We start from the raw sequence: 22,539 nt of genomic DNA, 5'->3' as shown, positions 1-22,539 counted from the left end.
GCCGCAGCTTACGCGGAAGGTATTGCAAGGGATGTGCCAGAAATGAAAACGGGAGGGAATCGCGGTGTGATGTGCGTTACACGGTCCTGATAAATGAACCGGTAAAAAAAAAACGCACCATGCCGGTGCAGGGTGCGTTTCAGTTTTGCACCAACAGGAATGACTGTTAGCGCGGCGCCTCATTTTAGTGCATCAGGCGCTAAGCGACTCTTCATCACGCACGCTGGCGGCCAGCTCTTCGCCCGCCAGCTGCAGCTGGTACATCTGCCAGTAGCGCCCTTTTGCTTCCAGCAGCTCGCGGTGCGTACCGCGCTCCACGGCCTGTCCGCGATGCAGCACCAGAATAGTGTCCGCGTCGACGATGGTGGAAAGACGGTGGGCAATAACCACCAGCGTCGTATGGTCGCGTACGGCGGCCAGCGCCTGCTGAATCGCCTGCTCGGTACCGGAATCTATGCTGGCCGTGGCTTCGTCAAGAATCAGCACCTGCGGCGTTTCAATCAGGACGCGCGCCAGCGCCAGGAGCTGTTTTTGCCCCACGGAGAGATTGTTGCCCTGCTCGCCCAGCTTCGTGTTGATCCCGTCGCTGAACCCACGCGCCAGCTCTGCCAGCTGCACCGTTTCCAGTACCGCCCAAACCTGCTCCTCCGAATAGTCCCGTCCCAGGGTTACGTTGGCAAAGATGGTATCGGCCAGTACGACCGGATCCTGCTGCACCATCGCAACGCCTTTGCGTAACACCGTGTGGCTAAGAGACGCGAGCGGGCGTCCATCGAGGCGGATTTCGCCTTGCGTGACCGGGTAGTAGCCCATCAACAGGCTGGCGAGCGTGCTTTTACCGCTGCCGGTATGACCCACCAGCGCGACGAAACCGCGCGACGGAACGTCAAGCGTGATGTCCTGCAACACCAGACGGTCTTCACGATAGGCAAACGAGACGTTATCAAAGGCGATAGTCCCGCTTTGCAGAGGTCGCTCATCATTGCCGTAGGCCTGACGCGGCCTGTCCATCAGCTCAAAGACGCGCTCACCGGCGACGACCGCCTGTTGCAGCATCGATTGCTGCGTAGTGAGCTCGATCAGCGGCTCGTTGAGGCGTCCCAGATAGCTAATAAAAGCGTACAGCACGCCCACCTCAATCGTACCGTTTGAGCTCAGGCCAAAGAGCATCAGCAGCCCACACAGCACCAGCGCTGAGAACAGGCTCAGCAGCGGTCGCAGCAGGAAACCGTCCAGGCGCAGCGTCTGCATACGCGCCATATAGTGTGAACGGCTGGCTTCGCCCATGCGCTCGCCAAAGCGCGCCTGCTGGCGGAACTGCTGGATGACGCTCATGCCGTTAATCACTTCGTTGAAGCCATCGTTGATGTCGGCCAGATAGGCGCGAACCCGACGCACAATCGGCGTGCTGTAACGCTGGTAAATCACCATGACGATCAGCACCGCCGGGAAGATGGTGATCGCCACCAGCGCCATGCGCCAGTCGAGGCTGAACATCGCCACCAGCATCGCGCCAATCAGCGCCGCGCTGCGTAATACCGTCGCAACCACGGTGACGTACAGATCGCGGATCACCTCGGTATCGTTGGTTACGCGCGAAATCACCTGCCCGACCGGCTGGATATCAAACTCGCTGAGCGGCTGGCGAAGCGCCGCGTCCATGACATCGGTACGCAGCTGCTGAACGACGCCCACGGCGGCCCGGTTAAACAGCAGCGACTGAGCATAATGCAATCCTGCCGCCGTCAGCTGTAAGCCAACGTAGGCCACGCCTAACCCCGCCACCAGCCCGAGCGGCAGGTAGCTTTTTGCGACCATATTATCGATGAAGTAGCTGATGAGCAGCGGACCGCTCACCTCAGCAATTGCCGCAATCCAGAGCAAAAGCACGGCAACCGAGAGCGGTTTACGCCACGGTGAGCCGTAGGCCAGCAGACGTTTAAGCGTCGGCCACATCGTTCCGAGCTTACGCATTGGCGGCCTCCTGATCCTGTTCCGGCGCATCGTCAAGCGCTGCTTCAAGCTGTTGATAGCGGTACATATCGCGATACCAGCCCGGCTGCTCGGCCAGCGCGTCATGCTGCCCACGCTGGGCAATATGGCCGTGCTGCAATACCAGAATTTCGCTGGCTTCGGTAAGCGCTGACAAACGGTGGGCACTGATGATTATCGTGCGTCCGTCGCCCCACTGGCGCAGGTTATGCAGGATCTGATGCTCGGTACGGCCATCCACGGCGGAGAGCGCATCATCCAGGATCAGGATTTCCGCATTCAGCAGCAGCGCGCGGGCAATGGAGATACGCTGTTTTTGCCCGCCGGACAGCATGACGCCGCGTTCCCCGACTTCGGTGTCGTAGCCCTGCGGCAGGCGCAAAATGTCATCATGCACGCTGGCCAAACGTGCCACATGCTCGATCTCTTCCTGCGTTGCTGCCGGGCACCCAAGCGCGATGTTGTTCGCCACGGTGTCAGAAAAAAGAAACGGCGTCTGGCTGACAACCGCCAGGCGACCACGCCACTTATCCAGCAGCAGGCTGGTGAGCGGAATATCATGGAAGCGAATATCGCCCTGCGTGACGTCAAAGTGGCGCTGGAGCAGCGACAGCACGGTACTTTTACCGGATCCCGTCGGGCCACAGATGCCCAGCATCTGGCCAGGCTGCAGCGTAAAGCTGACGTTCTCCAGCACCGGATGCTCCGTATGCGGATAGACAAACTTGCGGACGTCGACATGCATGACGCCGCGCCCTTCCGGTACGGCTTCGCTACCGTCGATGACCACCGGCGCTTCGGCCAGCATGGCGCGAATGCGGCTATAGGCGGCACTGCCGCGCTCCACAATGTTAAACATCCAGGCCAGCGCCAGCATCGGCCAGATCATCAGCCCCAGATACATGGCAAAGCTGGTCAATTGCCCCAGGGTGAGCGTGCCCTGTACCACCATCCAGCTGCCGCCGCCAATGGCCAGCAGGTTTGCCATGCCAATCGCGATATAGATCGTCGGGTCAAAGCGGGCGTCAATACGCGCGACGCGCATGTTCTTCGCTCCCGTGTCCGCGGCATCGGCCGCAAACAGCGCTGATTGCCGGTCCTCCAGGCCAAACGCCTTGATCATGCGGATGCTGGTCATGCTCTCCTGGGTGCGATCGTTCAGCGACGAAAACGCCGCCTGCGCCAGCTTGAAGCGCTCGTGCAATTGTTCGCCATAGCGATTGATCGCCAGCGCCATGAGCGGCATCGGCAGCAGGGCCAGCAGGGTCAATTGCCAGCTGATCTGCGTGGACATGACGATCAGCACCGCACAGCCCATCACCAGCGAGTCCACCAGCGTCAACACCCCTTCCCCGGCGGCAAAGACCACGCGGTCAACGTCGTTAGTGGCGCGCGCGATAAGATCCCCGGTGCGGTGGCGCAGATAGAATTCGGGATGCTGTCGGCTCAGCTGGTGATAAAAATCTTCGCGCAGCTCAACGGCCAGCTGATAGGACGCACCAAACAGCAGCACGCGCCAGACGTAGCGCAGCAGATAAACAATGACCGCCGTCAGCACCAGCGTGCCAACCCACATCAACACCCGTGCGGTGGTGTAATGCTGTTCGGTGACGCCATCCACGACGTAGCCCACCACTTTCGGCGGGATCAGCTGCAGGATGGCAATGATAATAAGCAGGGCGACTGCACCGAGGTAGCGTTGCCACTCCCGACGAAAGTACCAGCTTAATTGGGCAAATAATCGCACGCGGTTTGTTCCTGAAGGTATTTTACGAAGTTATTCAATAGGTAATGCTGTGGTGTATTTAATCTGTTCCATGGCGAAGCTTGAGGTGACGTCCGATAACCCCGGCACGCTGTTCACCAGCCGCTTGTAGAAGTCATCATAGCGCTTCATGTCGGCCACCTGGACGCGCATCAGGTAATCGTACTCGCCGGCCATGCGCCAGAAACCGAGCACTTCGGGCATCTCAGACACCTGGGTGACGAAGCGGCAATACCACTCGCTGCTGTGATGCTGGGTTTTTATCAGCACAAATGCCGTCAACCCAAGCCCCAGTTTTTCAGGATCTAACAGCGCGACGCGCCCCAGAAGAATGCCGTCATCTTCCAGCTTCTTAAGACGCTTCCAGCACGGGGTCGTGGTCAGATTAACGGCATCTGCCAGCGCCTGCAAAGAGAGGGTACAGTCACTTTGCAGCAATGAAAGGAGCTTGCGGTCAATTTTATCTAGCATACCCACCTCACAGAGAAAATTTTTCTCCCTTCATTCTATTTTAAAGGCCAGATAGCAACAATTTTTTCTGTGCTTTTCGCTATGCTAGGCACAAAATGACAAACGGATAACGACGATGAATAGCACTTGGGTTAAACATGCGATCAGCGAAATCAATGCCGACTATCAGCGCTCGGCGGATACGCACCTGATTCGCCTTTCCCTGCCGGGATTTGACGGCATTCAGCTCTATCTGAAAGATGAAAGCACCCATCCTACCGGCAGCCTGAAGCATCGCCTGGCGCGCTCGCTGTTTTTATACGGTTTATGTAACGGCTGGATTAAAGAGGGTACCACCATTATTGAATCCTCTTCCGGTTCAACGGCAGTATCCGAAGCCTATTTCGCCCGCCTGCTGGGTCTGCCGTTTATCGCGGTGATGCCCTCCTGCACCGCAAAACGCAAAATCGAGCAGATCGAATTTTACGGCGGCCGCTGCCACTTTGTGGAAAGCGCCTGCGAAATCTACGCCGCCTCCGAAATGCTGGCCCGTGAGCTGAACGGCCACTATATGGACCAGTTCACTTTCGCCGAGCGCGCGACGGACTGGCGCGGGAATAACAACATTGCCGACAGTATCTTCCGCCAGATGACCCACGAACCGCATCCGGTTCCGTCGTACATTGTCATGAGCGCCGGTACCGGCGGCACGTCAGCCACGATCGGACGCTACATCCGCTGTCAGGGCTACGATACCCAGCTGATGGTGGTTGACCCGCAGAACTCCGTGTTCCTCGACTACTGGCAAAACCGCGATGCCGACCTGCGCAGCCCGGTAGGCAGCAAAATTGAAGGCATTGGTCGTCCGCGCGTCGAGCCCTCTTTCATCCCCGACGTGGTGGACGAGATGATGCGCGTGCCGGATGCCGCCAGCGTGGCCACTGCTCACTGGCTGGAGACGCAGCTGGGCCGCAAAGTGGGTGCCTCGACGGGCACCAATATGTGGGGCGCGCTGCAGCTTGCCGCACGCATGCGCGAAGCGGGCCGCAGCGGTTCCATCGTCACGCTGCTGTGCGACAGCGGCGAGCGTTACCTTGATACCTACTACAATGCGGAGTGGGTGCAGGCTAACATCGGTGATATCGCCCCCTGGAAAGCGCAGATTGCGCAGCTGCTGAAATAAAAAAAAAGCCAGACCGAAGTCTGGCTTGCTGGAAGGGTCTCACTATTCGGGGGAATAGGGGAGGTTGTTATTGTCCAGCCAATGCGTCAAAAAATGGGACACCGCTTCATTACGGCAGTGACCAATAACCGGCAGATGAGGAAGTTCTGCTTTCAGCTGCGCCATCGCATTCCCCATGATCAGACCCCGACCTACGCTACCCAGCATTTCGCGGTCGTTCATGGCGTCGCCGAACGCCATACACTCCTGCAGCGTTAATCCCAGGTGGTCGCTCAGCACCGCCAGAGCGGAACCTTTGTTACAGCCCACCGGCAGCACTTCCAGGCAATCCACCGCCGAGAAGGTCAGGTGTGCCCGGTCACCCAGCGCCTCATTCAGTTGAATCCTTAAGCGACAGAGATCGTCATGATCGCCACAGAAGCAGATCTTGGTCACCGCATGGGCAGGGATCCGACGCAGATCGATAAGCTGGTATTTAAAGCCGCTGTATACATGCGCGTGCAATAATTCCGGGATGTCGCTTCCGGTAAACCAGCCCCGATCGTTGAACACGTGAATACTGGCCTGCGTGTCCCAGGTACTGTGCAGCACGATGTCCGCCACTTCCGGGTTGAGATCCTGTCGGTGCAGCACATCGCCTTCTACAGAATGAATTCGCGTCCCGTTGCCGGTGATCAGAAAGGCGTCGAGGGAAAACGCGCCCAGCAGGTGGCGCATCTCCAGCACATGGCGGCCAGTGGCAAACGTCAGGGTGACATTACGCTCGTGCAGACGCTTCAGCGTGTTCAGGGTTTTCTCTCCTAAACGGTGATCCGGCATTAACAGCGTACCGTCCATATCAAATGCAGCGAGCCGAGCCATGATTACTCCCGAAATGTGATGCGGTTAACTTGTGCAACAGTATCGTGTGAGATATACGGAAGTAATAGTGAAAAGATGATAATTATTGTTCCGGGTTTAGCATGCGCCAGCTCAATCGACTTAACCAGTATCACCGGCTCTGGCAGCCTTCCGAGGGTGCAACGCAACAGGTCGCCATCAGCGAGCTGGCCGCCCGCTGTTTTTGCAGCGAGCGGCATGTCCGAACGCTGCTGCGTCAGGCACAGGAGGCGGGCTGGCTGAGCTGGCGAGCGCAGTCTGGCCGCGGTAAACGGGGTGAACTGACGTTCCATGTCGCGCCTGAATCTCTGCGCAATACCATGATGGAGGAGGCGCTGAGGCGGGGAGAACAGCACAACGTGCTTGAGCTGGCCCAGCTCGCCCCCGACGCATTGCGATCATTGCTGCATCCCTTTTTAGGCGGGCAGTGGCAAAACGATACGCCAACGCTGCGCATCCCCTATTACCGCTCGCTGGATCCGCTTCATCCGGGTTTTTTACCCGGTCGGGCGGAACAGCATCTGGCAGGACAGATCTTTTCCGGACTGACGCGCTTTCACGGCAACAGCAGTGAACCGACTGGCGACCTCGCCCATCACTGGGAGGTGTCGGCGGACGGTTTGCGCTGGCATTTTTATATTCGTTCCACCTTACACTGGCATAACGGCGATAAGGTCGAAACCGGACAGCTTCAGCAAAGCCTGAATGCGCTTTTTGCCTTGCCCGCCCTGCGTAAACTGTTCCAGAGCGTCCTGCGCATTGACGTCACTCACCCTCAGTGTCTGACGTTCACGCTGCACCAGCCGGATTACTGGCTGGCACACCGCCTGGCCACCTACTGTAGCCGGCTTGCACATCCCGAACAGCCCATGACGGGCTGCGGCCCCTTCAGGCTAAGCGTATATGAGCCCGATCTTGTCCGTCTGGAAAGCCACGAGCAGTACCATCTCAACCACCCGCTGCTTAAGGCTATCGAATATTGGATCACACCGACGCTGTTTGACTATGGGCTGGGTACCAGCTGTCGCCATCCGGTGCAGATCGCCATTGGCGAGCCGGATGAACTTGAAAGCCTGCGCCTGGTGACGAACAGTACCAGTCTTGGCTTTTGCTATCTTACCCTGAAGCAAAGCCCGCGGCTGAGTGAAATGCAGGCACGACGGCTCATCAACATCATTCATCTCTCATCGCTTCTGCATACGCTGCCGCTCAACGAGGGGCTGATTACCCCAACAGAGGAGCTGCTGCCCGGATGGGCGATCCCTCAGTGGTCGGATCTGGCACATGTCCCCCTGCCGGAGACCTTAACCCTGATTTACCATTTGCCAGTTGAGTTGCACACGATGGCGCGTCAGCTAAAACAGTACCTTGCACAGCAGGGCTGCGAGCTAACGGTTATCTTTCACGACGCAAAAACTTGGGACGGATGCCAGCAACTGGCGGACGCGGATCTCATGATGGGTGACAGGCTGATTGGCGAAGCGCCGGAATATACGCTTGAGCAGTGGCTACGCTGTGATGCCCTCTGGCCACACCTGCTGAGCGCGCCGCAATATGCCCATCTGCAGGCCACGCTGGATGCGGTACAGACTCAGTCCGATGAGCAGGCCAGACATGCCGGGCTCAGGGCCATTTTCTCCGGACTCATGGAAAAGGCGGTGATCACCCCACTGTTCAATTATCAATACCAGATCAGCGCCCCGCCGGGTGTCAACGGCATACGCCTCAACACTCGCGGCTGGTTTGACTTTACCGAAGCCTGGCTGCCCGCCCCCAAAGCGTGAAGAAGCTGGTCGCCGTCGTGGTCAGACGGTAACATAACGTTTTTACCGTAACAGTCGAGATGATTTATGAAACGTGCCGTCGTCGTGTTCAGCGGAGGACAAGATTCTACTACCTGCCTGGTTCAGGCTCTTCATCAGTACGATGAAGTTCACTGTGTGACTTTCGATTATGGTCAGCGTCATCGCGCTGAGATCGACGTTGCCCGTGAACTGGCCCTGAAACTGGGCGCACGCGCGCACAAGGTGCTGGACGTTACGCTGTTAAATGAACTGGCCGTGAGTAGCCTCACCCGGGACAGTATTCCCGTCCCGGACTACGAACCCGATGCCAGCGGCATTCCGAATACCTTCGTGCCGGGCCGTAATATCCTCTTCCTGACCCTGACGGCGATCTACGCCTACCAGGTGAAAGCCGAAGCGGTGATCACGGGCGTGTGTGAAACAGATTTCTCCGGCTACCCGGACTGTCGTGATGAGTTCGTGAAGGCGTTAAACCACGCCGTCAATCTGGGGATGGCAAAAGAGACGCGCTTTGAAACCCCGCTGATGTGGCTGGATAAAGCCGAAACCTGGGCGCTGGCGGACTACTGGGGCAAGCTGGACCTGGTTCGCAGCGAAACCCTCACCTGCTATAACGGCATCAAAGGCGACGGTTGCGGCCAGTGCGCCGCCTGTAATCTGCGCGCGAATGGGCTGAATCACTATCTGGCCGATAAAGCTGGCGTGATGGCCGCTATGCAGAAGAAAACCGGGCTTAAATAGGGCTACTTAACCGTGCTGTCGAACAGTTTCACGCCGGCAGCACGGGTGACTTTCATCAGCGTTGTCAGCGTTGGGTTGCCATTGTCTGATAAGGTTCGGTATAGCTGCTGACGAGACAGGCCTGATTTAGCAGAAATTTCTCCGATGCCACCTCGTGCTTCGATAACCTGGCGGAGTGCAATGAGATAGGCAGGGATCCCCTGGTCTTCATAGATTTCTTCCAGGGCTGTTTGCAAATAACGCTGAGCGTAGGAAGGATTCTCTCGTAGCATTTTCACAACAGCATCATGATGGCTAACAGAACTCGAATATTTTCGTTCAGTGGCGCTCATTCGATTGTCCTTTTATTTGATGATCTTTCCAGTAATCTATTGCCAGTTTGATATCCGCTTTTTGGCTCTTTTTGTCACCACCGATAAGTAACAATAAAACCTGCCGATTCTCTACTGCAAAATAGATTCTGTAGCCGGGGCCACTGTCGACTCGCATCTCCCAAACACCTTCCCTGAGGTATCTGTAATCGCCAAAATTACGTTTTATTGCACGGTTGATCCGCATAAGGATCCGGAAAACTGTATCCGGATCCCTTCGATTCATTCTGGCTACCCACTCCTCAAACGGCACTTTCCCGTCACGGGTCCGGTAACGTTCAACAACGTAGTCCCTGTCCATTATTCTATCCCTGAAAAACCCCTTTGTCTTTTATAAAAGACAAATTCCTACGCGATCATCAGCTCCAGCTTTTCGCGCAATTCCCCTTCCAGCGGCAACGCTTTCTGCGTTTTCAGATCGATACAGACAAAAGTAATCAGCGCATCAGCGACCACCTGCCCTTCGGGATCGAGCGTCACCACCTGGCTTAACACGCCGCTTTTGCCATTGATCTTCTGCACCTGGCTGGTCACCGTGAGTACATCGCCCAGCACGGCCGGACGACGGTAGTTGATGTTGATATTGACGACCACGAACGCGATGTTGTGCGCGGTCAGCCACTGAAAGCTTTCGCTGTTTTCCAGCCCGTCCCAGCGCGCTTCCTCAAGAAACTCCAGGTAGCGGGCATTGTTCACATGCTGGTAAACGTCGAGGTGAAAACCGCGTACTTTAATTTTTGTCTGCATAGCGCAATAGCCTTTACTGTTATTGTAGGATGAGAGGTCATAACTGGTATGACCTCTTTATCCTGGCAAATTTTTGCCGCTGTGCAAGTAATTGTGAGATTACAACGTCAGGTGTGAGAGGTTGCGCTCAACCAGCGCGCTCCCCATGCCCGGAACCTGTTTGAGATCGTCGACCGTTTTGAAAGGACCATACTCTTCACGATAGCTGACGATAGCCTGCGCTTTTTTCAGTCCGACGCCATTCATCACGCGGGCGAGATCCTCGGCAGAGGCTGAATTGATGCTGACCCGCGTACCATCATCGTCCGCATTTTTACCGGCTTCGGTCGCTTTAGTCTGCCCTTGCGCCATCGTCGCTGCGTCGGATTTGCTCTGTGTCGTCTGTTGTTTGGCGGCAGGCGTCGCCGCCAGCGCCCCCGCGCTCATCCCGGTGGTGGCAATAGCCAGCGTAATTAACAGTGCTTTGATTCCACATTTCATGCTGTTATCTCCTTGTTTGTTGACAGCCCCGTCACGATAGCCGCCCGAGAAAACCGGCACAAACAGCAGAGTGCAGAAATGGAAAAGGCCGCGAAAGCGGCCTTTAGTTATTGCAGAGCGTTACGAAAATCTGCGAGCAGATACGTAATTATTGCTGCTGAGTGATGATGTCGCCCAGCTTAATTTTGGCATCTTTACGCAGGTTGCTCATCATGGCTTCGAAGGCAATCTGAGCATTGTTCTGGGTAATCCCCTGGACCATCGCCTTCTTCTGCGCGTCTGGCAGGGTACCGGCTTTCACTTCATCCAGCGCCAGCAGAACGACGTTACCCTGCGCATCGGTGGTAGTACCGAAGCTTGGCTTGTCCTTCGCAGGCAGAGTCAGGCCAAACGCGGCCTGGCTGATTGGATCCTGACCGGTACGGCTCAGCGTTTTCGCCTCACCGAAGCTCAGGCCAGCCGCTTTCAGCGCATCCTCTTTACCCGCTTTCAGATCGGCCAGAATCTTCTCAGCATCCAGCTTCGCCTGCTGTTCCGCTTTGTTGTGCTTAACCTGAGCGACGACCTGATCCTTCACTTCCGCCAGCGGTTTGACCGCTTCTGGCTTGTGCTCGCTGACGCGCAGCACAAACGCACGATCGCCATCGACGGTAATGATGTCAGAGTTACTGCCCGGCGTGCCGTTCTCGCCGACCAGACCACCGTTGAAGATGGCATCAGAAACCGGTTTGAAGTTCAGCTCTTCCGGCAGGTTGTCACGGCCAAACCAGCCCGTCTCAACCGCTTTCACCCCAGCCGCCTGCTCGGCACCCGCCAGAGATTCGTTGTCGTTGCTGGCAGCATCGCTCACCTTCTGCTGCAGCGCATAGTAGGCATCCAGCGCTTTTTCCTGTTTCACTTTCGCCGCGATATCGTCGCGAACCTCAGCCAGCGGCTTGGTTTTCGCCGCGGTGATATCGTCCAGACGCACGACCAGGAAACCTACGGAAGATTTAATGACGCCAGACAGCTGGCCTTTCTCTTTCAGGCCGGCATTTTTCAGCTCGTCCGGCGTGGTCGCGTCTTCCAGCCAGCCCATATCGCCGCCGTTTTTCGCAGAGATAATGTCGGTGGATTTCGCTTTCGCGACGGTCGCGAAATCAGCGCCTTTGTTCAGCTCATCCAGTACCGCTTTGGCATCCGCCTCGGTTTTGGTCTGAATCACGCTGTAGCGGTTACGCTGCGGCTGTGTGAACTGATCCTGATGCTGGTCGTAGTAAGACTGGATTTCCGCGTCAGACGCGGTTTCCTGCAACGCAGCCGCATCCAGCTTGATGTAGCTCACACGGAACTGCTCTGGAGAAACAAAGGAATTCTTGTTCTGCTCGTAATAAGCGTTAACGTCAGCGTCGCTCACCTGCTGTTTCGCGGCAAGGGCGTTCACATCAATGGTCGCTTCACGCACAACGCGCTGCTGTGCCACCAGCGCGGCCAGTTCATCCGTTTCACCTTTGAGCATGAAATCAGTGCCGACAACGGCATTGATGAGCTGCTGAGTGGTCAGCTGGTTACGCAGCGCCTGCGCGTACTGATCGGCCGTCATCCCCATCTGGTTGACGATGCTGTTGTAACGTGCGTTGTCGAATTTACCGTTAGACTGGAAGGCTTGTGTGGAGAAAATGGCTTTTTTCACCTGCTCATCGCTGATGCCAAGGCCCAGTTTTTTGGCATACTGATCCAGCAGCGCTTCGTCGATAAGACGGTTCAGAGTCTGTTGGCGCAGGGTTTTCATATACCCTTCGTTCGCTGCCAGTTCAGAGAATTGGTCGCCCAGCTGTTGCTGCATACGGTTACGTTCACCGGCAAAAGCATTCTCGAACTGACCGCGGCTGATCTCCTGGCCATTCACTTTTGCGGCATAGTTCGCGCCACCGCCAATAAGGTAACTGCTCACGCCGGTCAATATGAACGACACGATAATGATACCGAAAATAATCTTGAGCACGAGACTGTTAGCAGCCGTGCGTAAGCTGTCCATCATGGTGTAACAACACTCCGCTGTAGGTGACTGGTTACCTGACGCTGACGGAAAATCCTGCCCGTCGCGCGTAAAGTCGTATTGTGACAAGAAAACGGGGCGATTGTCAGCCCACAACTCGCATAAACTCGCACAAATCAGGTCTGGACAAACAAAAAAGGCACATCAAACGATGCGCCCTTGTACTATCCGGCTTCCCTGAAACGGGAAAGCAATCAGTTTACTGCGTCTTTCAGCGCTTTACCTGCACGGAAACCCGGCACTTTAGCGGCAGCAATGGTGATCTCTTTACCGGTCTGAGGGTTGCGGCCAGTACGGGCAGCACGCTCTTTAACAGCAAAAGTACCGAAGCCTACCAGTGCAACGTCGTCCCCAGCCTGCAGAGATTCAGTAACAGAAGCAATTAATGCATCTAACGCACGTCCAGCTGCAGCTTTAGAAATATCAGCACCAGCAGCAATTTTGTCAATCAGTTGAGATTTATTCACTGTTCTCTTCCTCTCTTTATAATTTATATCGCGCCTGAATCCTTCACAACGCGACCGCGCAGCAGTTATATCAGGCCTGCCATGACCTTACAACACCCGTTGTTGATGGCTGACCTAATCAGCAATCTAAATTAGCTATACAAAAAAAGGCTGGCAAGTGCGAAATGACTTACCAGCCTTGTTTTTATTGACGCTCTTTGCGCGAGGTCACTATTTTGCGGTTACAACCTGCATTCCTGACGGTTCATTCTGCAATGCGAGACTAAGAACTTCCTCAATTCGCTTAACAGGATGAATCTGCAGGTCGGCAATCACGTTGTCCGGAATCTCTTCCAGATCGCGTTTATTTTCGTAAGGGATCAATACGGTTTTGATCCCACCGCGGTGTGCCGCCAGCAGTTTTTCTTTTAAGCCGCCAATCGGCAGAACCTGGCCACGCAGCGTAATCTCACCGGTCATCGCCACATCGGCACGCACCGGGTTCCCTGTCAGGCAAGAAACCAGAGCGGTACACATGGCAATACCCGCGCTTGGACCATCTTTCGGCGTCGCCCCTTCAGGTACGTGCACGTGGATGTCGCGTTTTTCGTAGAAATCAGGGTTGATCCCCAGTTTCTCCGCACGCGCGCGCACCACGGTCAGCGCCGCCTGAATGGACTCCTGCATCACTTCACCCAGCGAGCCGGTGTAGGTCAGTTTGCCTTTACCCGGTACACAGGCGGTTTCGATGGTCAGCAGATCGCCGCCCACTTCCGTCCATGCCAGACCGGTTACCTGGCCAACGCGGTTTTCGTTATCCGCGCGACCGTAGTCGAAGCGCTGAACACCGAGATAGGCATGCAGATTATCGCCGTTAATCACAATGTGTTTCAGGCTCTTATCCAGCAGCAACTGTTTCACCGCCTTACGGCACAGTTTAGAGATTTCACGCTCAAGGCTACGCACGCCCGCTTCACGGGTGTAGTAGCGAATGATGCCAATAATCGCGCTGTCCTCGACGGTCAGCTCGTTGGCTTTCAGCGCGTTACGCTCAATCTGTTTCGGCAGCAGGTGCTGTTTAGCAATGTTCAGCTTCTCGTCTTCGGTGTAACCGGAGAGACGGATCACTTCCATACGGTCCAGCAGCGGAGCCGGAATGTTCATGGAGTTCGACGTCGCCACGAACATGACGTCGCTCAGGTCGTAGTCCACTTCCAGATAGTGATCGCTGAACGCCACGTTCTGTTCTGGATCAAGTACTTCCAGCAGGGCAGACGCCGGATCGCCACGCATGTCCGACGACATCTTGTCGATCTCATCCAGCAGGAACAGCGGGTTTTTAACGCCCACTTTCGCCATCTTCTGGATCAATTTACCCGGCATAGAACCGATGTAGGTACGGCGGTGACCGCGGATTTCCGCTTCATCGCGCACGCCACCCAGCGCCATACGGATATACTTACGTCCGGTCGCTTTAGCGATGGACTGACCCAGAGAGGTTTTACCCACCCCTGGCGGTCCTACCAGGCACAGAATTGGGCCTTTGATTTTGTTTACACGGCTTTGTACCGCGAGGTACTCAAGAATGCGGTCTTTCACGCGTTCCAGGCCGTAGTGGTCGGTATCGAGGATTTCCTGCGCCTGACGCAGGTCTTTTTTGACCTTGCTGCGGGCGTTCCACGGAACCTGCACCATCCACTCAATGTAGCCGCGTACAACGGTCGCTTCAGCCGACATTGGAGACATCATTTTCAGCTTCTGCAACTCGGCTTCGGCTTTCTCTTTCGCCTCTTTCGGCATCTTCGCCGCGTCGATCTTACGCTTCAGCGCTTCGTTTTCGTCCGGCGCATCGTCCATCTCGCCCAGTTCTTTCTGAATGGCCTTCATTTGCTCATTCAGATAGTACTCACGCTGAGATTTTTCCATCTGCTTTTTCACGCGGTTGCGAATACGCTTCTCAACCTGCAGCAGATCGATTTCGGACTCCATCATCGCCATCAGGTATTCCAGACGTTCGTTAACGTCGGACATTTCCAGCACAGACTGTTTGTCAGCCAGCTTCAGCGGCATATGTGCAGCGATGGTGTCCGCCAGACGTGCAGGATCGTCGATGCTGTTCAGCGACGTCAGCACTTCTGGTGGGATTTTCTTGTTCAGCTTGATGTAGCCTTCAAACTGGCTAATCGCGGTGCGAACCAGTACTTCCTGCTCGCGCTCATCAAGTTCAGGCGAATCAAGGTACTCTGCCTTGGCAGAGAAATGTTCGCCGTCGTCTGACAGAGTGGTAATACGCGCACGCTGCAGGCCTTCTACCAGCACCTTCACGGTGCCGTCAGGCAGCTTCAGCATCTGCAAAATAGAGGCCACGGTCCCGACGGTGAAAAGATCGTTTACACCCGGCTCATCCGTTGATGCTTCTTTCTGTGCCACCAGCATGATTTTTTTATCATGATCCATAGCGGCTTCGAGGCAACGGATAGATTTTTCCCGCCCTACAAATAAGGGTATGACCATGTGCGGATAAACCACCACATCGCGCAACGGCAATACGGGGATTTCAATGCGTTCAGAACGCTCAGGATTCATAGAGCTCTCTCTTAGTTAGTGTCCGCCAGGTAAGCTGGTCATGTCACTGTGCTTCACATAACCATTAACATGTATCCAGTATATGGGGATGTTTCCCACACATTCAACGCTATGAATACGGAAAAAGTAAAGGGGAGATAAAATCCCCCCTTTTTGATTAACTGCTTGTATGATTTGGTGAATTATTCGCCAGATGCCTGCTGGGCTTCCGGTTTACCGTAAATCAGCAGCGGCTTGGTTTGACCGCTGATGACGGACTCGTCAATCACCACTTTCTCAACGTCTTCCATCGACGGCAGATCGTACATAGTGTCGAGCAGTGCCGCTTCAACGATAGAACGCAGACCACGAGCACCGGTTTTACGGACCATCGCTTTCTTGGCAATGGCATCCAGCGCTTCGTCGCGGAATTCCAGGTCAACGCCTTCCAGATTGAACAGCGCCTGATACTGCTTGGTCAGCGCATTTTTTGGCTCTTTCAGGATCTGGATCAGCGCGTCTTCACTCAGCTCATTCAGCGTTGCCACAACCGGCAGACGACCGATGAACTCAGGGATCAGACCGAATTTGATCAGATCTTCCGGTTCAACCTGAGACAGCAGCTCGCCTTCGTTCGGTTTTTCAGCCGTCGATTTCACCGTTGCGCCAAAACCAATGCCGGAGCCGGTTTCAACACGGTGGGAGATGACTTTATCCAGACCGGCAAACGCACCGCCACAGATGAACAGGATCTTGGAGGTATCAACCTGCAGGAACTCCTGCTGAGGATGTTTACGACCACCCTGTGGTGGAACGGCGGCTACCGTACCTTCGATCAGCTTCAGCAGTGCCTGCTGTACGCCTTCACCCGATACGTCACGGGTGATGGACGGGTTGTCGGATTTACGGGAGATCTTGTCGATCTCATCGATGTAAACAATCCCGCGCTGGGCTTTCTGTACGTCGTAATCGCACTTCTGCAGCAGTTTCTGGATGATGTTTTCGACGTCCTCACCCACGTAACCGGCCTCGGTCAGGGTGGTGGCATCCGCCATGGTGAACGGAACATCAAGCAGACGCGCCAGGGTTTCAGCCAGCAGCGTTTTACCGGAACCGGTTGGGCCGATCAGCAGAATGTTACTTTTACCCAGTTCCACGCCATTGCTGGTGTCGCCGTTACGCAGGCGTTTGTAGTGGTTATAGACCGCTACCGCCAGCACTTTCTTGGCCTGCTCCTGACCGATGACGTAGTCGTCAAGGTGATGACGAATTTCATGCGGCGTTGGCAGCGCGCTGCGCTCACGGTGCGGTGCGACTTCTTTAATCTCTTCGCGAATGATGTCGTTACATAAATCGACACATTCGTCGCAGATATACACGGACGGCCCGGCAATCAGTTTACGCACTTCATGCTGGCTTTTGCCGCAAAAAGAGCAGTACAGCAGTTTGCCCGAACCATCTTTGCGTTTATCTGTCATGAGTCCAAACCTCTTTTTAAGTTCTTTGTGCCGCACATGACGACGCAAATGCCATTCTAAGACGCAAGCTGCATCAAGCAGCGTGCCGCCCTACCTTAGTATAGCGGCACACTCGCGTCGCGGGCATCAATTACGATGGGTCAACACGGAGTCGACTAAGCCGTACTCAACTGCCTCTGAAGCAGAGAGGAAGCGATCGCGCTCGGTATCGCGCTCGATCTGCTCGAGAGGTTGACCCGTATGCTGCGCCATAAGTTCATTCATGCGCGCTTTTACTTTCAGAATTTCGCGGGCGTGGATTTCGATATCCGTCGCCTGCCCCTGGTAACCGCCCAGCGGCTGGTGAATCATCACGCGGGAATTTGGCAAGCAGAAACGCTTACCCTTCGCCCCTGCGGTTAACAGGAACGCGCCCATAGATGCTGCCTGACCCATACAGATCGTGCTGACATCCGGTTTGATGAATTGCATGGTGTCATAAATGGACATCCCTGCTGTAATCACGCCACCCGGGGAGTTAATGTACAGGTAAATGTCTTTTTCCGGGTTTTCCGCTTCCAGAAACAGCATCTGCGCCACGATCAGGTTAGCCATGTGGTCTTCCACCTGGCCGGTCAGAAAGATAACGCGTTCCTTGAGCAGACGGGAATAGATATCAAAAGAACGCTCACCACGTGAGGTCTGTTCAATAACCATTGGCACCAGAGCCATATGGGGTGCAAAGTTATCTCGTTCGCCACTGTATGACATTTCCGTCTCCTGGATCAAAATTGAAAACACCTGCTGTACTGATTGTAACCTTACGGACGGATTATCAGCCAGTCTCATTCATCATGATTACGTACTTATGGGGTTCACAGTGCCCTATTTCAAGCATAACAACCTTTTGTTGTTACGCTAACACCGAAAGGGCGTTTTAGCACTCTTCCTGGGCTCTGGCTGCGATAAAAAAAACCCGCTGCCGCAAGGCAACGGGTTTTCTGTTCAAACTTTAAACCGTTGGGGCGAAATTACGCCTGCTGGTTCATCAGTTCGTTGAAAGAGGTCGCTTTTTCGGTCACTTTCGCTTTCGCCAGTACCGCTTCAACCGCCTGCTCTTCCAGGGCTACGTTGCGCATGTTGTCCATCAGCTCTTTGTTCTTACCGTAGAACTCGATCACTTCTGATGGATCTTCGTATGCAGAAGCCATCTCTTCGATCAGGCCTTTCACACGCTCTTCGTCAGCTTTCAGCTCGTGGGTACGAATCACTTCGCCCAGCAGCAGGCCAACCACAACGCGACGTTTCGCTTGCTCTTCGAACAGCTCGCGTGGCAGTTCCATCGCTTGCTGCTGGTTGCCACCGAAACGCTGTGCAGCCTGACGGCGCAGAACGTCGATTTCGCTGTCGATCAGGGCAGCAGGAACGTCGATTTCGTTGGCTTTCACCAGACCTTCGATCGCCTGAGACTTCACGCGGTTGCGCACAGCGCCGTTCAGCTCGCGCTCCATGTTTTTACGCACTTCGGTACGCAGGCCAGCAACAGAACCGTCTTCCACGCCGAAACGTTTGATGAACTCTTCAGTCAGTTCTGGCAGTTCGCGCTCTTCCACTTTCTTCAGGTTGATCACGAACTTCGCTGCTTTACCCTTCAGGTTTTCAGCGTGGTACTCTTCAGGGAAGGTCACGTCGATGGTGAACTCTTCGCCCGCTTTGTGGCCTTTGATACCGTCTTCGAAGCCTGGGATCATACGACCCTGGCCCATTGCCAGTACGAAGTCAGACGCTTTGCCGCCTTCGAACTCTTCGCCGTCTACAGAACCGGTGAAGTCGATGGTCACACGGTCTTCCGCGTCAACAGCGCCTTCTTTCTCTTTCCAGTTCGCCTGCTGCTTACGCAGGGTGTCCAGCATGCCGTCAACGTCTTCGTCAGTCACGGAGACAATCGGTTTTTCAACTTCGATAGATTCCAGACCTTTCAGCTCAACTTCCGGGTACACTTCGAACTCTACGGAGTAGGTGAAGTCTTCGCCCAGTTTGTATTCGCCTGGAACGTAGTTTGGCGCACCGGCCGGATTGATTTTTTCTTTGATGATCGCATCGATAAAGTTGCGGCTCATCAGTTCACCCAGCACATCCTGACGCACGGAAGCGCCATAACGCTGAGCAACAACATTCATTGGTACTTTGCCCTTACGGAAGCCGTCAATACGTACTTTTTTTGCTACGTTGACCAGCTCGCTTTTCACAGCAGTTTCGATGCTGTCAGCAGCGATAGTAATCGTTACACGGCGGCCAAGGCCTTGAGTGGTTTCAACTGAAACTTGCATCTTGTTACCTCAAAAAAATCACAGTGCTCGGTCAACTCTGAATCTGTCTGTTATACCGGGATGCTCTCTTAGTGCAGATTCACATTCCCTGTCGCCAGAATCATCCCGAAGACATTCAATAAGACGCGGCATTATAGCGGCATCACTTAGGTGAGTCGAGAACGGTTGGGGCATGTTGCTGCGGCTTTTTTCACACTTTAAGGCTATTTTTAGCCTTAAAATCGCACCATCCGCTCAAAACTCAGACAAAACAAAACGGCCCGGAGGCCGTTTTGAGGAAATCTGTAAGCAACATACTGGAAAAGCTCCAGCCGTTGCAAATCCGATTTATCAGGCGATAGTGCCTGCACCGCGACAGGGCGGCGATGCGAAAACCGTATCCTGCAAGCCTTCCCATTCCTTAATGGTGTAGGTATGCAGTGCCAGCGCATGCACGGTCGTGGAGAGCTCTTCCGTCAAGGTGCTGTAGATCAAGCGATGTCGGTTCAGGAAACGTTCTCCCGTGAAGCGATCGCTAACCAGAACCACTTTAAAGTGGCTTTCAGAACCTGCCGGTACGTTATGACGATAGCTTTCGTCGACGACTTCGAGGAACACAGGGTTGAACGCTGCCCTTAATTTATCTTCTATATGCTCACGTATCATCATGAAATTACTCCTCCGACAACGCCAGGATGTCACCCATCCCTTTAAATATTAGCCGCTTTTACCGTTTCCATTACACCTTGACAACAAATATTTAGCTTTCGTCTGATTTTCTCATTCAAACGAATGAAGTTCACTGTGAGGCTCATACCTTTTGTCATCCGTGGAAGGAGAAAATGGGTGAGCTGGTCAGTTTTCGGACAAGACGATGAATTTACATGCGTTGACCACTTCCCCTGACCGTTGGCGATGTTATGATGGCGGCAATTTTTCTCTCTATTATGCTTACGATTCGTGAGAACCTTAAAATGTTAAAAAAACTCTTCTTTCCATTGGTAGCCCTTTTTATGCTGGCAGGCTGCGCTACCCCGCCGACCACCATTGATGTCTCACCGAAAATCACCCTGCCTCAGCAGGACCCAAGCCTGATGGGCGTCACCGTGAGCATTAACGGCGCCGATCAGCGTCAGGATCAGGCTCTGGCTAAAGTGACCCGCGATAACCAGCAGGTGACGCTTACCGCCTCCCGCGACCTGCGCTTCCTGCTGCAGGAAGTTCTGGAGAAACAGATGACCTCCCGTGGCTATATGGTTGGCCCAAGCGGCGCGGTGGATCTGCAGATCATCGTGAACAACCTGTACGCTGATGTGTCTCAGGGCAATGTGCGCTACAACATCGCCACCAAAGCGGATATCGCCATCATCGCGACCGCGAAGAACGGTAACAAGATGACCAAGAACTATCGTGCGAGCTACTCTGTAGAAGGCGCGTTCCAGGCATCGAATAAAAATATTGCTGATGCGGTTAACAGCGTGCTGACGGATACCATTTCCGACATGGCGCAGGACACCAGCATTCACGACTTCATCAAGCAGAACGCGCGTTAATCCTGCCCGCTGACCCGGTCTATCGCCGGGTCAGTTTTATAAGAACATGTCCAGCCATTACTTACGCATTTTCCAGCAACCGAAATCAGCGATTCTGCTGATCCTCGGCTTTGCCTCGGGTTTACCCCTCGCGCTCACCTCCGGCACGCTTCAGGCGTGGATGACAGTCGAGAACATCGATCTGAAAACCATTGGCTTCTTCTCGCTTGTGGGTCAGGCCTATGTATTCAAGTTTCTGTGGTCTCCGGTCATGGATCGTTACACGCCGCCTTTCCTCGGGCGTCGTCGCGGCTGGCTGGTGATGACGCAGCTCCTGCTGCTGCTGGCCATTGCGGCGATGGGTTTTCTTGAACCCGCCACGCAGCTGCGCTGGATGGCCGCGCTTGCGGTGGTGATTGCCTTCTGTTCCGCCTCTCAGGATATCGTGTTCGACGCCTGGAAGACGGACGTGTTACCAGCGGAAGAACGCGGTGCTGGTGCGGCCATCAGCGTGCTGGGCTATCGCCTCGGGATGCTGGTCTCCGGCGGGCTGGCGCTGTGGCTGGCAGACCGTTACTTAGGCTGGCAGGGGATGTACTGGCTGATGGCTGCTCTGCTGATCCCCTGCATTATCGCGACGCTATTGGCGCCCGAACCGAGTGACGTTATCCCGGTTCCCCGCTCGCTGGAGCAGGCCGTCGCCGAACCGCTGCGTGACTTCTTTGGCCGCAACAACGCCTGGCTGATCCTGCTGCTTATCGTCCTTTATAAGCTGGGTGACGCTTTTGCCATGAGCCTGACCACCACCTTCCTGATCAGGGGTGTCGGCTTTGACGCCGGTGAAGTGGGCGTGGTGAATAAAACGCTGGGGCTGTTTGCGACCATTGTCGGGGCACTGTATGGCGGCGTGCTGATGCAGCGCCTGACGCTGTTCCGCGCGCTGCTGATCTTCGGCATTCTGCAAGGCGCCTCTAACGCAGGCTATTGGCTGCTGTCGATTACCGACAAACATATGATCAGCATGGCTGCGGCGGTATTTTTTGAAAATCTCTGTGGCGGTATGGGGACAGCGGCCTTTGTCGCCCTGCTGATGACCCTGTGCAACAAGTCATTTTCCGCTACGCAGTTCGCACTGCTCTCGGCGCTCTCTGCCGTAGGCCGCGTTTATGTAGGCCCAATTGCCGGCTGGTTCGTGGAAGCCCACGGTTGGCCAACATTTTATCTCTTCTCGGTCGTGGCTGCCGTGCCGGGGATTTTATTGTTGCTGGTGTGTCGCCAGACGCTGGAATATACCCAGCGGACCGAACACTTTATGCCGCGCACCGAATATCACCGCGCCTACCGTTTTGCGTTACGGCTGTTAATGGTGGGCTGCATTGCGCTGGCACTCTGGCTTGTGGTGCTCATTATTAATGCCAGCACGTCTCTGGCACTCCCCTTCGGGGCCCTTCTGCTGGACGCCGGTGCCCTGCTGGCCATCGTTGGGATCCTGACCGGGGGTCTGCTCGATTTCATGGCGTTGCGTAAAACGCAGCTGACCTGAAGAAAAATACGAAAGGTTATTTCCCGTTGTAATCACTAACCGAAATTATAACGGTGAAATAGCCACCAGCGACGAAAAAAAATATTTGTTGTTTTGTGCGGGATAGGATTTGGAAATTATTGGCTCCGGTTCCAAAACGCTATTTTTCATTAAACGATTCAGCATGTGATAGTTTGATTTTTCGTTTTTTAGATGTCTTTTTATTGATAATTAATTGTTAATTTTTTGTTTATTTT

20 protein-coding genes are annotated in these 22,539 nt (G+C 54.7%); 5 read left to right on the top strand and 15 right to left on the bottom strand.

Annotated features, from left to right (window positions below; translation table 11 throughout):
- Nucleotides 1-192: 192 nt before the first annotated feature.
- From BFG58_RS18035 to BFG58_RS18025, 3 genes are read right to left on the bottom strand one after another with little or no spacing between them, the layout of a single operon-like run.
- A complete protein-coding gene (locus BFG58_RS18035) occupies nucleotides 193-1,974 on the bottom strand; it encodes a SmdB family multidrug efflux ABC transporter permease/ATP-binding protein (RefSeq protein WP_069720238.1) in 1,782 nt (593 codons plus the stop codon).
- Nucleotides 1,967-3,739, bottom strand: coding sequence for a SmdA family multidrug ABC transporter permease/ATP-binding protein (locus BFG58_RS18030; RefSeq protein WP_069720237.1), 1,773 nt, complete (start codon nucleotides 3,737-3,739; stop codon nucleotides 1,967-1,969). The genes BFG58_RS18035 and BFG58_RS18030 overlap by 8 nt, the downstream gene beginning before the upstream one ends.
- Nucleotides 3,740-3,769: 30 nt before the next feature.
- Nucleotides 3,770-4,228, bottom strand: a complete 459-nt coding sequence (locus BFG58_RS18025) for an Lrp/AsnC family transcriptional regulator (protein WP_008503307.1) — start codon at nucleotides 4,226-4,228, stop codon at nucleotides 3,770-3,772.
- Nucleotides 4,229-4,343: 115 nt separating this feature from the next.
- Between BFG58_RS18025 and BFG58_RS18020 the strand changes: the two genes are divergently transcribed.
- Nucleotides 4,344-5,390, top strand: coding sequence for a PLP-dependent cysteine synthase family protein (locus BFG58_RS18020; protein ID WP_048030096.1), 1,047 nt, complete (start codon nucleotides 4,344-4,346; stop codon nucleotides 5,388-5,390).
- Nucleotides 5,391-5,432: 42 nt separating this feature from the next.
- Here BFG58_RS18020 and cof read toward each other — a convergent pair whose 3' ends face one another.
- Nucleotides 5,433-6,251, bottom strand: coding sequence for an HMP-PP phosphatase (cof, locus tag BFG58_RS18015; protein WP_024906827.1), 819 nt, complete (start codon nucleotides 6,249-6,251; stop codon nucleotides 5,433-5,435).
- A gap of 101 nt (nucleotides 6,252-6,352) precedes the next feature.
- Between cof and BFG58_RS18010 the strand changes: the two genes are divergently transcribed.
- Both BFG58_RS18010 and queC read left to right on the top strand, forming a co-directional pair.
- Nucleotides 6,353-8,053: an SgrR family transcriptional regulator gene (locus BFG58_RS18010; protein ID WP_069720236.1), complete on the top strand. Its 1,701-nt coding sequence runs from the start codon at nucleotides 6,353-6,355 to the stop codon at nucleotides 8,051-8,053.
- A 66-nt stretch (nucleotides 8,054-8,119) separates the two neighbouring features.
- The gene (gene queC, locus BFG58_RS18005) at nucleotides 8,120-8,815 is read left to right on the top strand and encodes a 7-cyano-7-deazaguanine synthase QueC (RefSeq protein ID WP_008503311.1); all 696 of its coding nucleotides are present in this window, start codon (nucleotides 8,120-8,122) and stop codon (nucleotides 8,813-8,815) included.
- Nucleotides 8,816-8,817: 2 nt separating this feature from the next.
- Here queC and BFG58_RS18000 read toward each other — a convergent pair whose 3' ends face one another.
- From BFG58_RS18000 to bolA, 11 genes are all read right to left on the bottom strand, one after another.
- On the bottom strand, nucleotides 8,818-9,147 hold the full coding sequence (locus BFG58_RS18000) for an addiction module antidote protein (protein ID WP_028012165.1): 330 nt from the start codon (nucleotides 9,145-9,147) through the stop codon (nucleotides 8,818-8,820).
- Complete coding sequence (locus BFG58_RS17995) at nucleotides 9,134-9,487, bottom strand: type II toxin-antitoxin system RelE/ParE family toxin (protein WP_069720235.1); 354 nt, start codon at nucleotides 9,485-9,487, stop codon at nucleotides 9,134-9,136. The genes BFG58_RS18000 and BFG58_RS17995 overlap by 14 nt, the downstream gene beginning before the upstream one ends.
- Before the next feature lie 47 nt (nucleotides 9,488-9,534).
- Nucleotides 9,535-9,933 carry a YbgC/FadM family acyl-CoA thioesterase gene (locus BFG58_RS17990; protein WP_069720234.1) on the bottom strand — a complete coding sequence of 133 codons (399 nt, stop codon included), beginning with the start codon at nucleotides 9,931-9,933 and terminating at the stop codon, nucleotides 9,535-9,537.
- Between the two features lie 99 nt (nucleotides 9,934-10,032).
- Nucleotides 10,033-10,413: a helix-hairpin-helix domain-containing protein gene (locus BFG58_RS17985; protein WP_069720233.1), complete on the bottom strand. Its 381-nt coding sequence runs from the start codon at nucleotides 10,411-10,413 to the stop codon at nucleotides 10,033-10,035.
- Between the two features lie 148 nt (nucleotides 10,414-10,561).
- On the bottom strand, nucleotides 10,562-12,433 hold the full coding sequence (ppiD, locus tag BFG58_RS17980) for a peptidylprolyl isomerase (RefSeq protein WP_069720232.1): 1,872 nt from the start codon (nucleotides 12,431-12,433) through the stop codon (nucleotides 10,562-10,564).
- A 212-nt stretch (nucleotides 12,434-12,645) separates the two neighbouring features.
- Nucleotides 12,646-12,918: a nucleoid-associated protein HU-beta gene (gene hupB / locus BFG58_RS17975; protein WP_002444653.1), complete on the bottom strand. Its 273-nt coding sequence runs from the start codon at nucleotides 12,916-12,918 to the stop codon at nucleotides 12,646-12,648.
- 210 nt (nucleotides 12,919-13,128) lie between these two features.
- Entirely contained in the window at nucleotides 13,129-15,483 is a 2,355-nt protein-coding gene (lon, locus tag BFG58_RS17970; protein ID WP_023334706.1) for an endopeptidase La, read from the bottom strand.
- 182 nt (nucleotides 15,484-15,665) lie between these two features.
- Nucleotides 15,666-16,940, bottom strand: a complete 1,275-nt coding sequence (gene clpX / locus BFG58_RS17965) for an ATP-dependent protease ATP-binding subunit ClpX (protein ID WP_045909778.1) — start codon at nucleotides 16,938-16,940, stop codon at nucleotides 15,666-15,668.
- Nucleotides 16,941-17,066: 126 nt separating this feature from the next.
- Nucleotides 17,067-17,690 carry an ATP-dependent Clp endopeptidase proteolytic subunit ClpP gene (clpP, locus tag BFG58_RS17960; RefSeq protein WP_008503317.1) on the bottom strand — a complete coding sequence of 208 codons (624 nt, stop codon included), beginning with the start codon at nucleotides 17,688-17,690 and terminating at the stop codon, nucleotides 17,067-17,069.
- A gap of 260 nt (nucleotides 17,691-17,950) precedes the next feature.
- Nucleotides 17,951-19,249 carry a trigger factor gene (gene tig / locus BFG58_RS17955; protein ID WP_008503318.1) on the bottom strand — a complete coding sequence of 433 codons (1,299 nt, stop codon included), beginning with the start codon at nucleotides 19,247-19,249 and terminating at the stop codon, nucleotides 17,951-17,953.
- Nucleotides 19,250-19,579: 330 nt separating this feature from the next.
- Nucleotides 19,580-19,897, bottom strand: coding sequence for a transcriptional regulator BolA (gene bolA / locus BFG58_RS17950; RefSeq protein WP_021241655.1), 318 nt, complete (start codon nucleotides 19,895-19,897; stop codon nucleotides 19,580-19,582).
- A gap of 305 nt (nucleotides 19,898-20,202) precedes the next feature.
- Between bolA and BFG58_RS17945 the strand changes: the two genes are divergently transcribed.
- Nucleotides 20,203-20,781 (top strand): lipoprotein, encoded by a 579-nt coding sequence (locus BFG58_RS17945; RefSeq protein ID WP_028017643.1) that lies wholly within the window; start codon nucleotides 20,203-20,205, stop codon nucleotides 20,779-20,781.
- Between the two features lie 46 nt (nucleotides 20,782-20,827).
- Nucleotides 20,828-22,303, top strand: a complete 1,476-nt coding sequence (gene ampG, locus BFG58_RS17940; protein WP_048030090.1) for a muropeptide MFS transporter AmpG — start codon at nucleotides 20,828-20,830, stop codon at nucleotides 22,301-22,303.
- Nucleotides 22,304-22,539: the final 236 nt, after the last annotated feature.

The sequence above is a fragment of the Enterobacter sp. ku-bf2 genome (assembly GCF_001742765.1).
GTDB classification, from domain to species: Bacteria; Pseudomonadota; Gammaproteobacteria; order Enterobacterales; family Enterobacteriaceae; genus Enterobacter; species Enterobacter quasiroggenkampii.
Note: the sequence above shows the minus strand (reverse complement) of the source record. Positions and strands in the feature narration are given on the sequence as shown.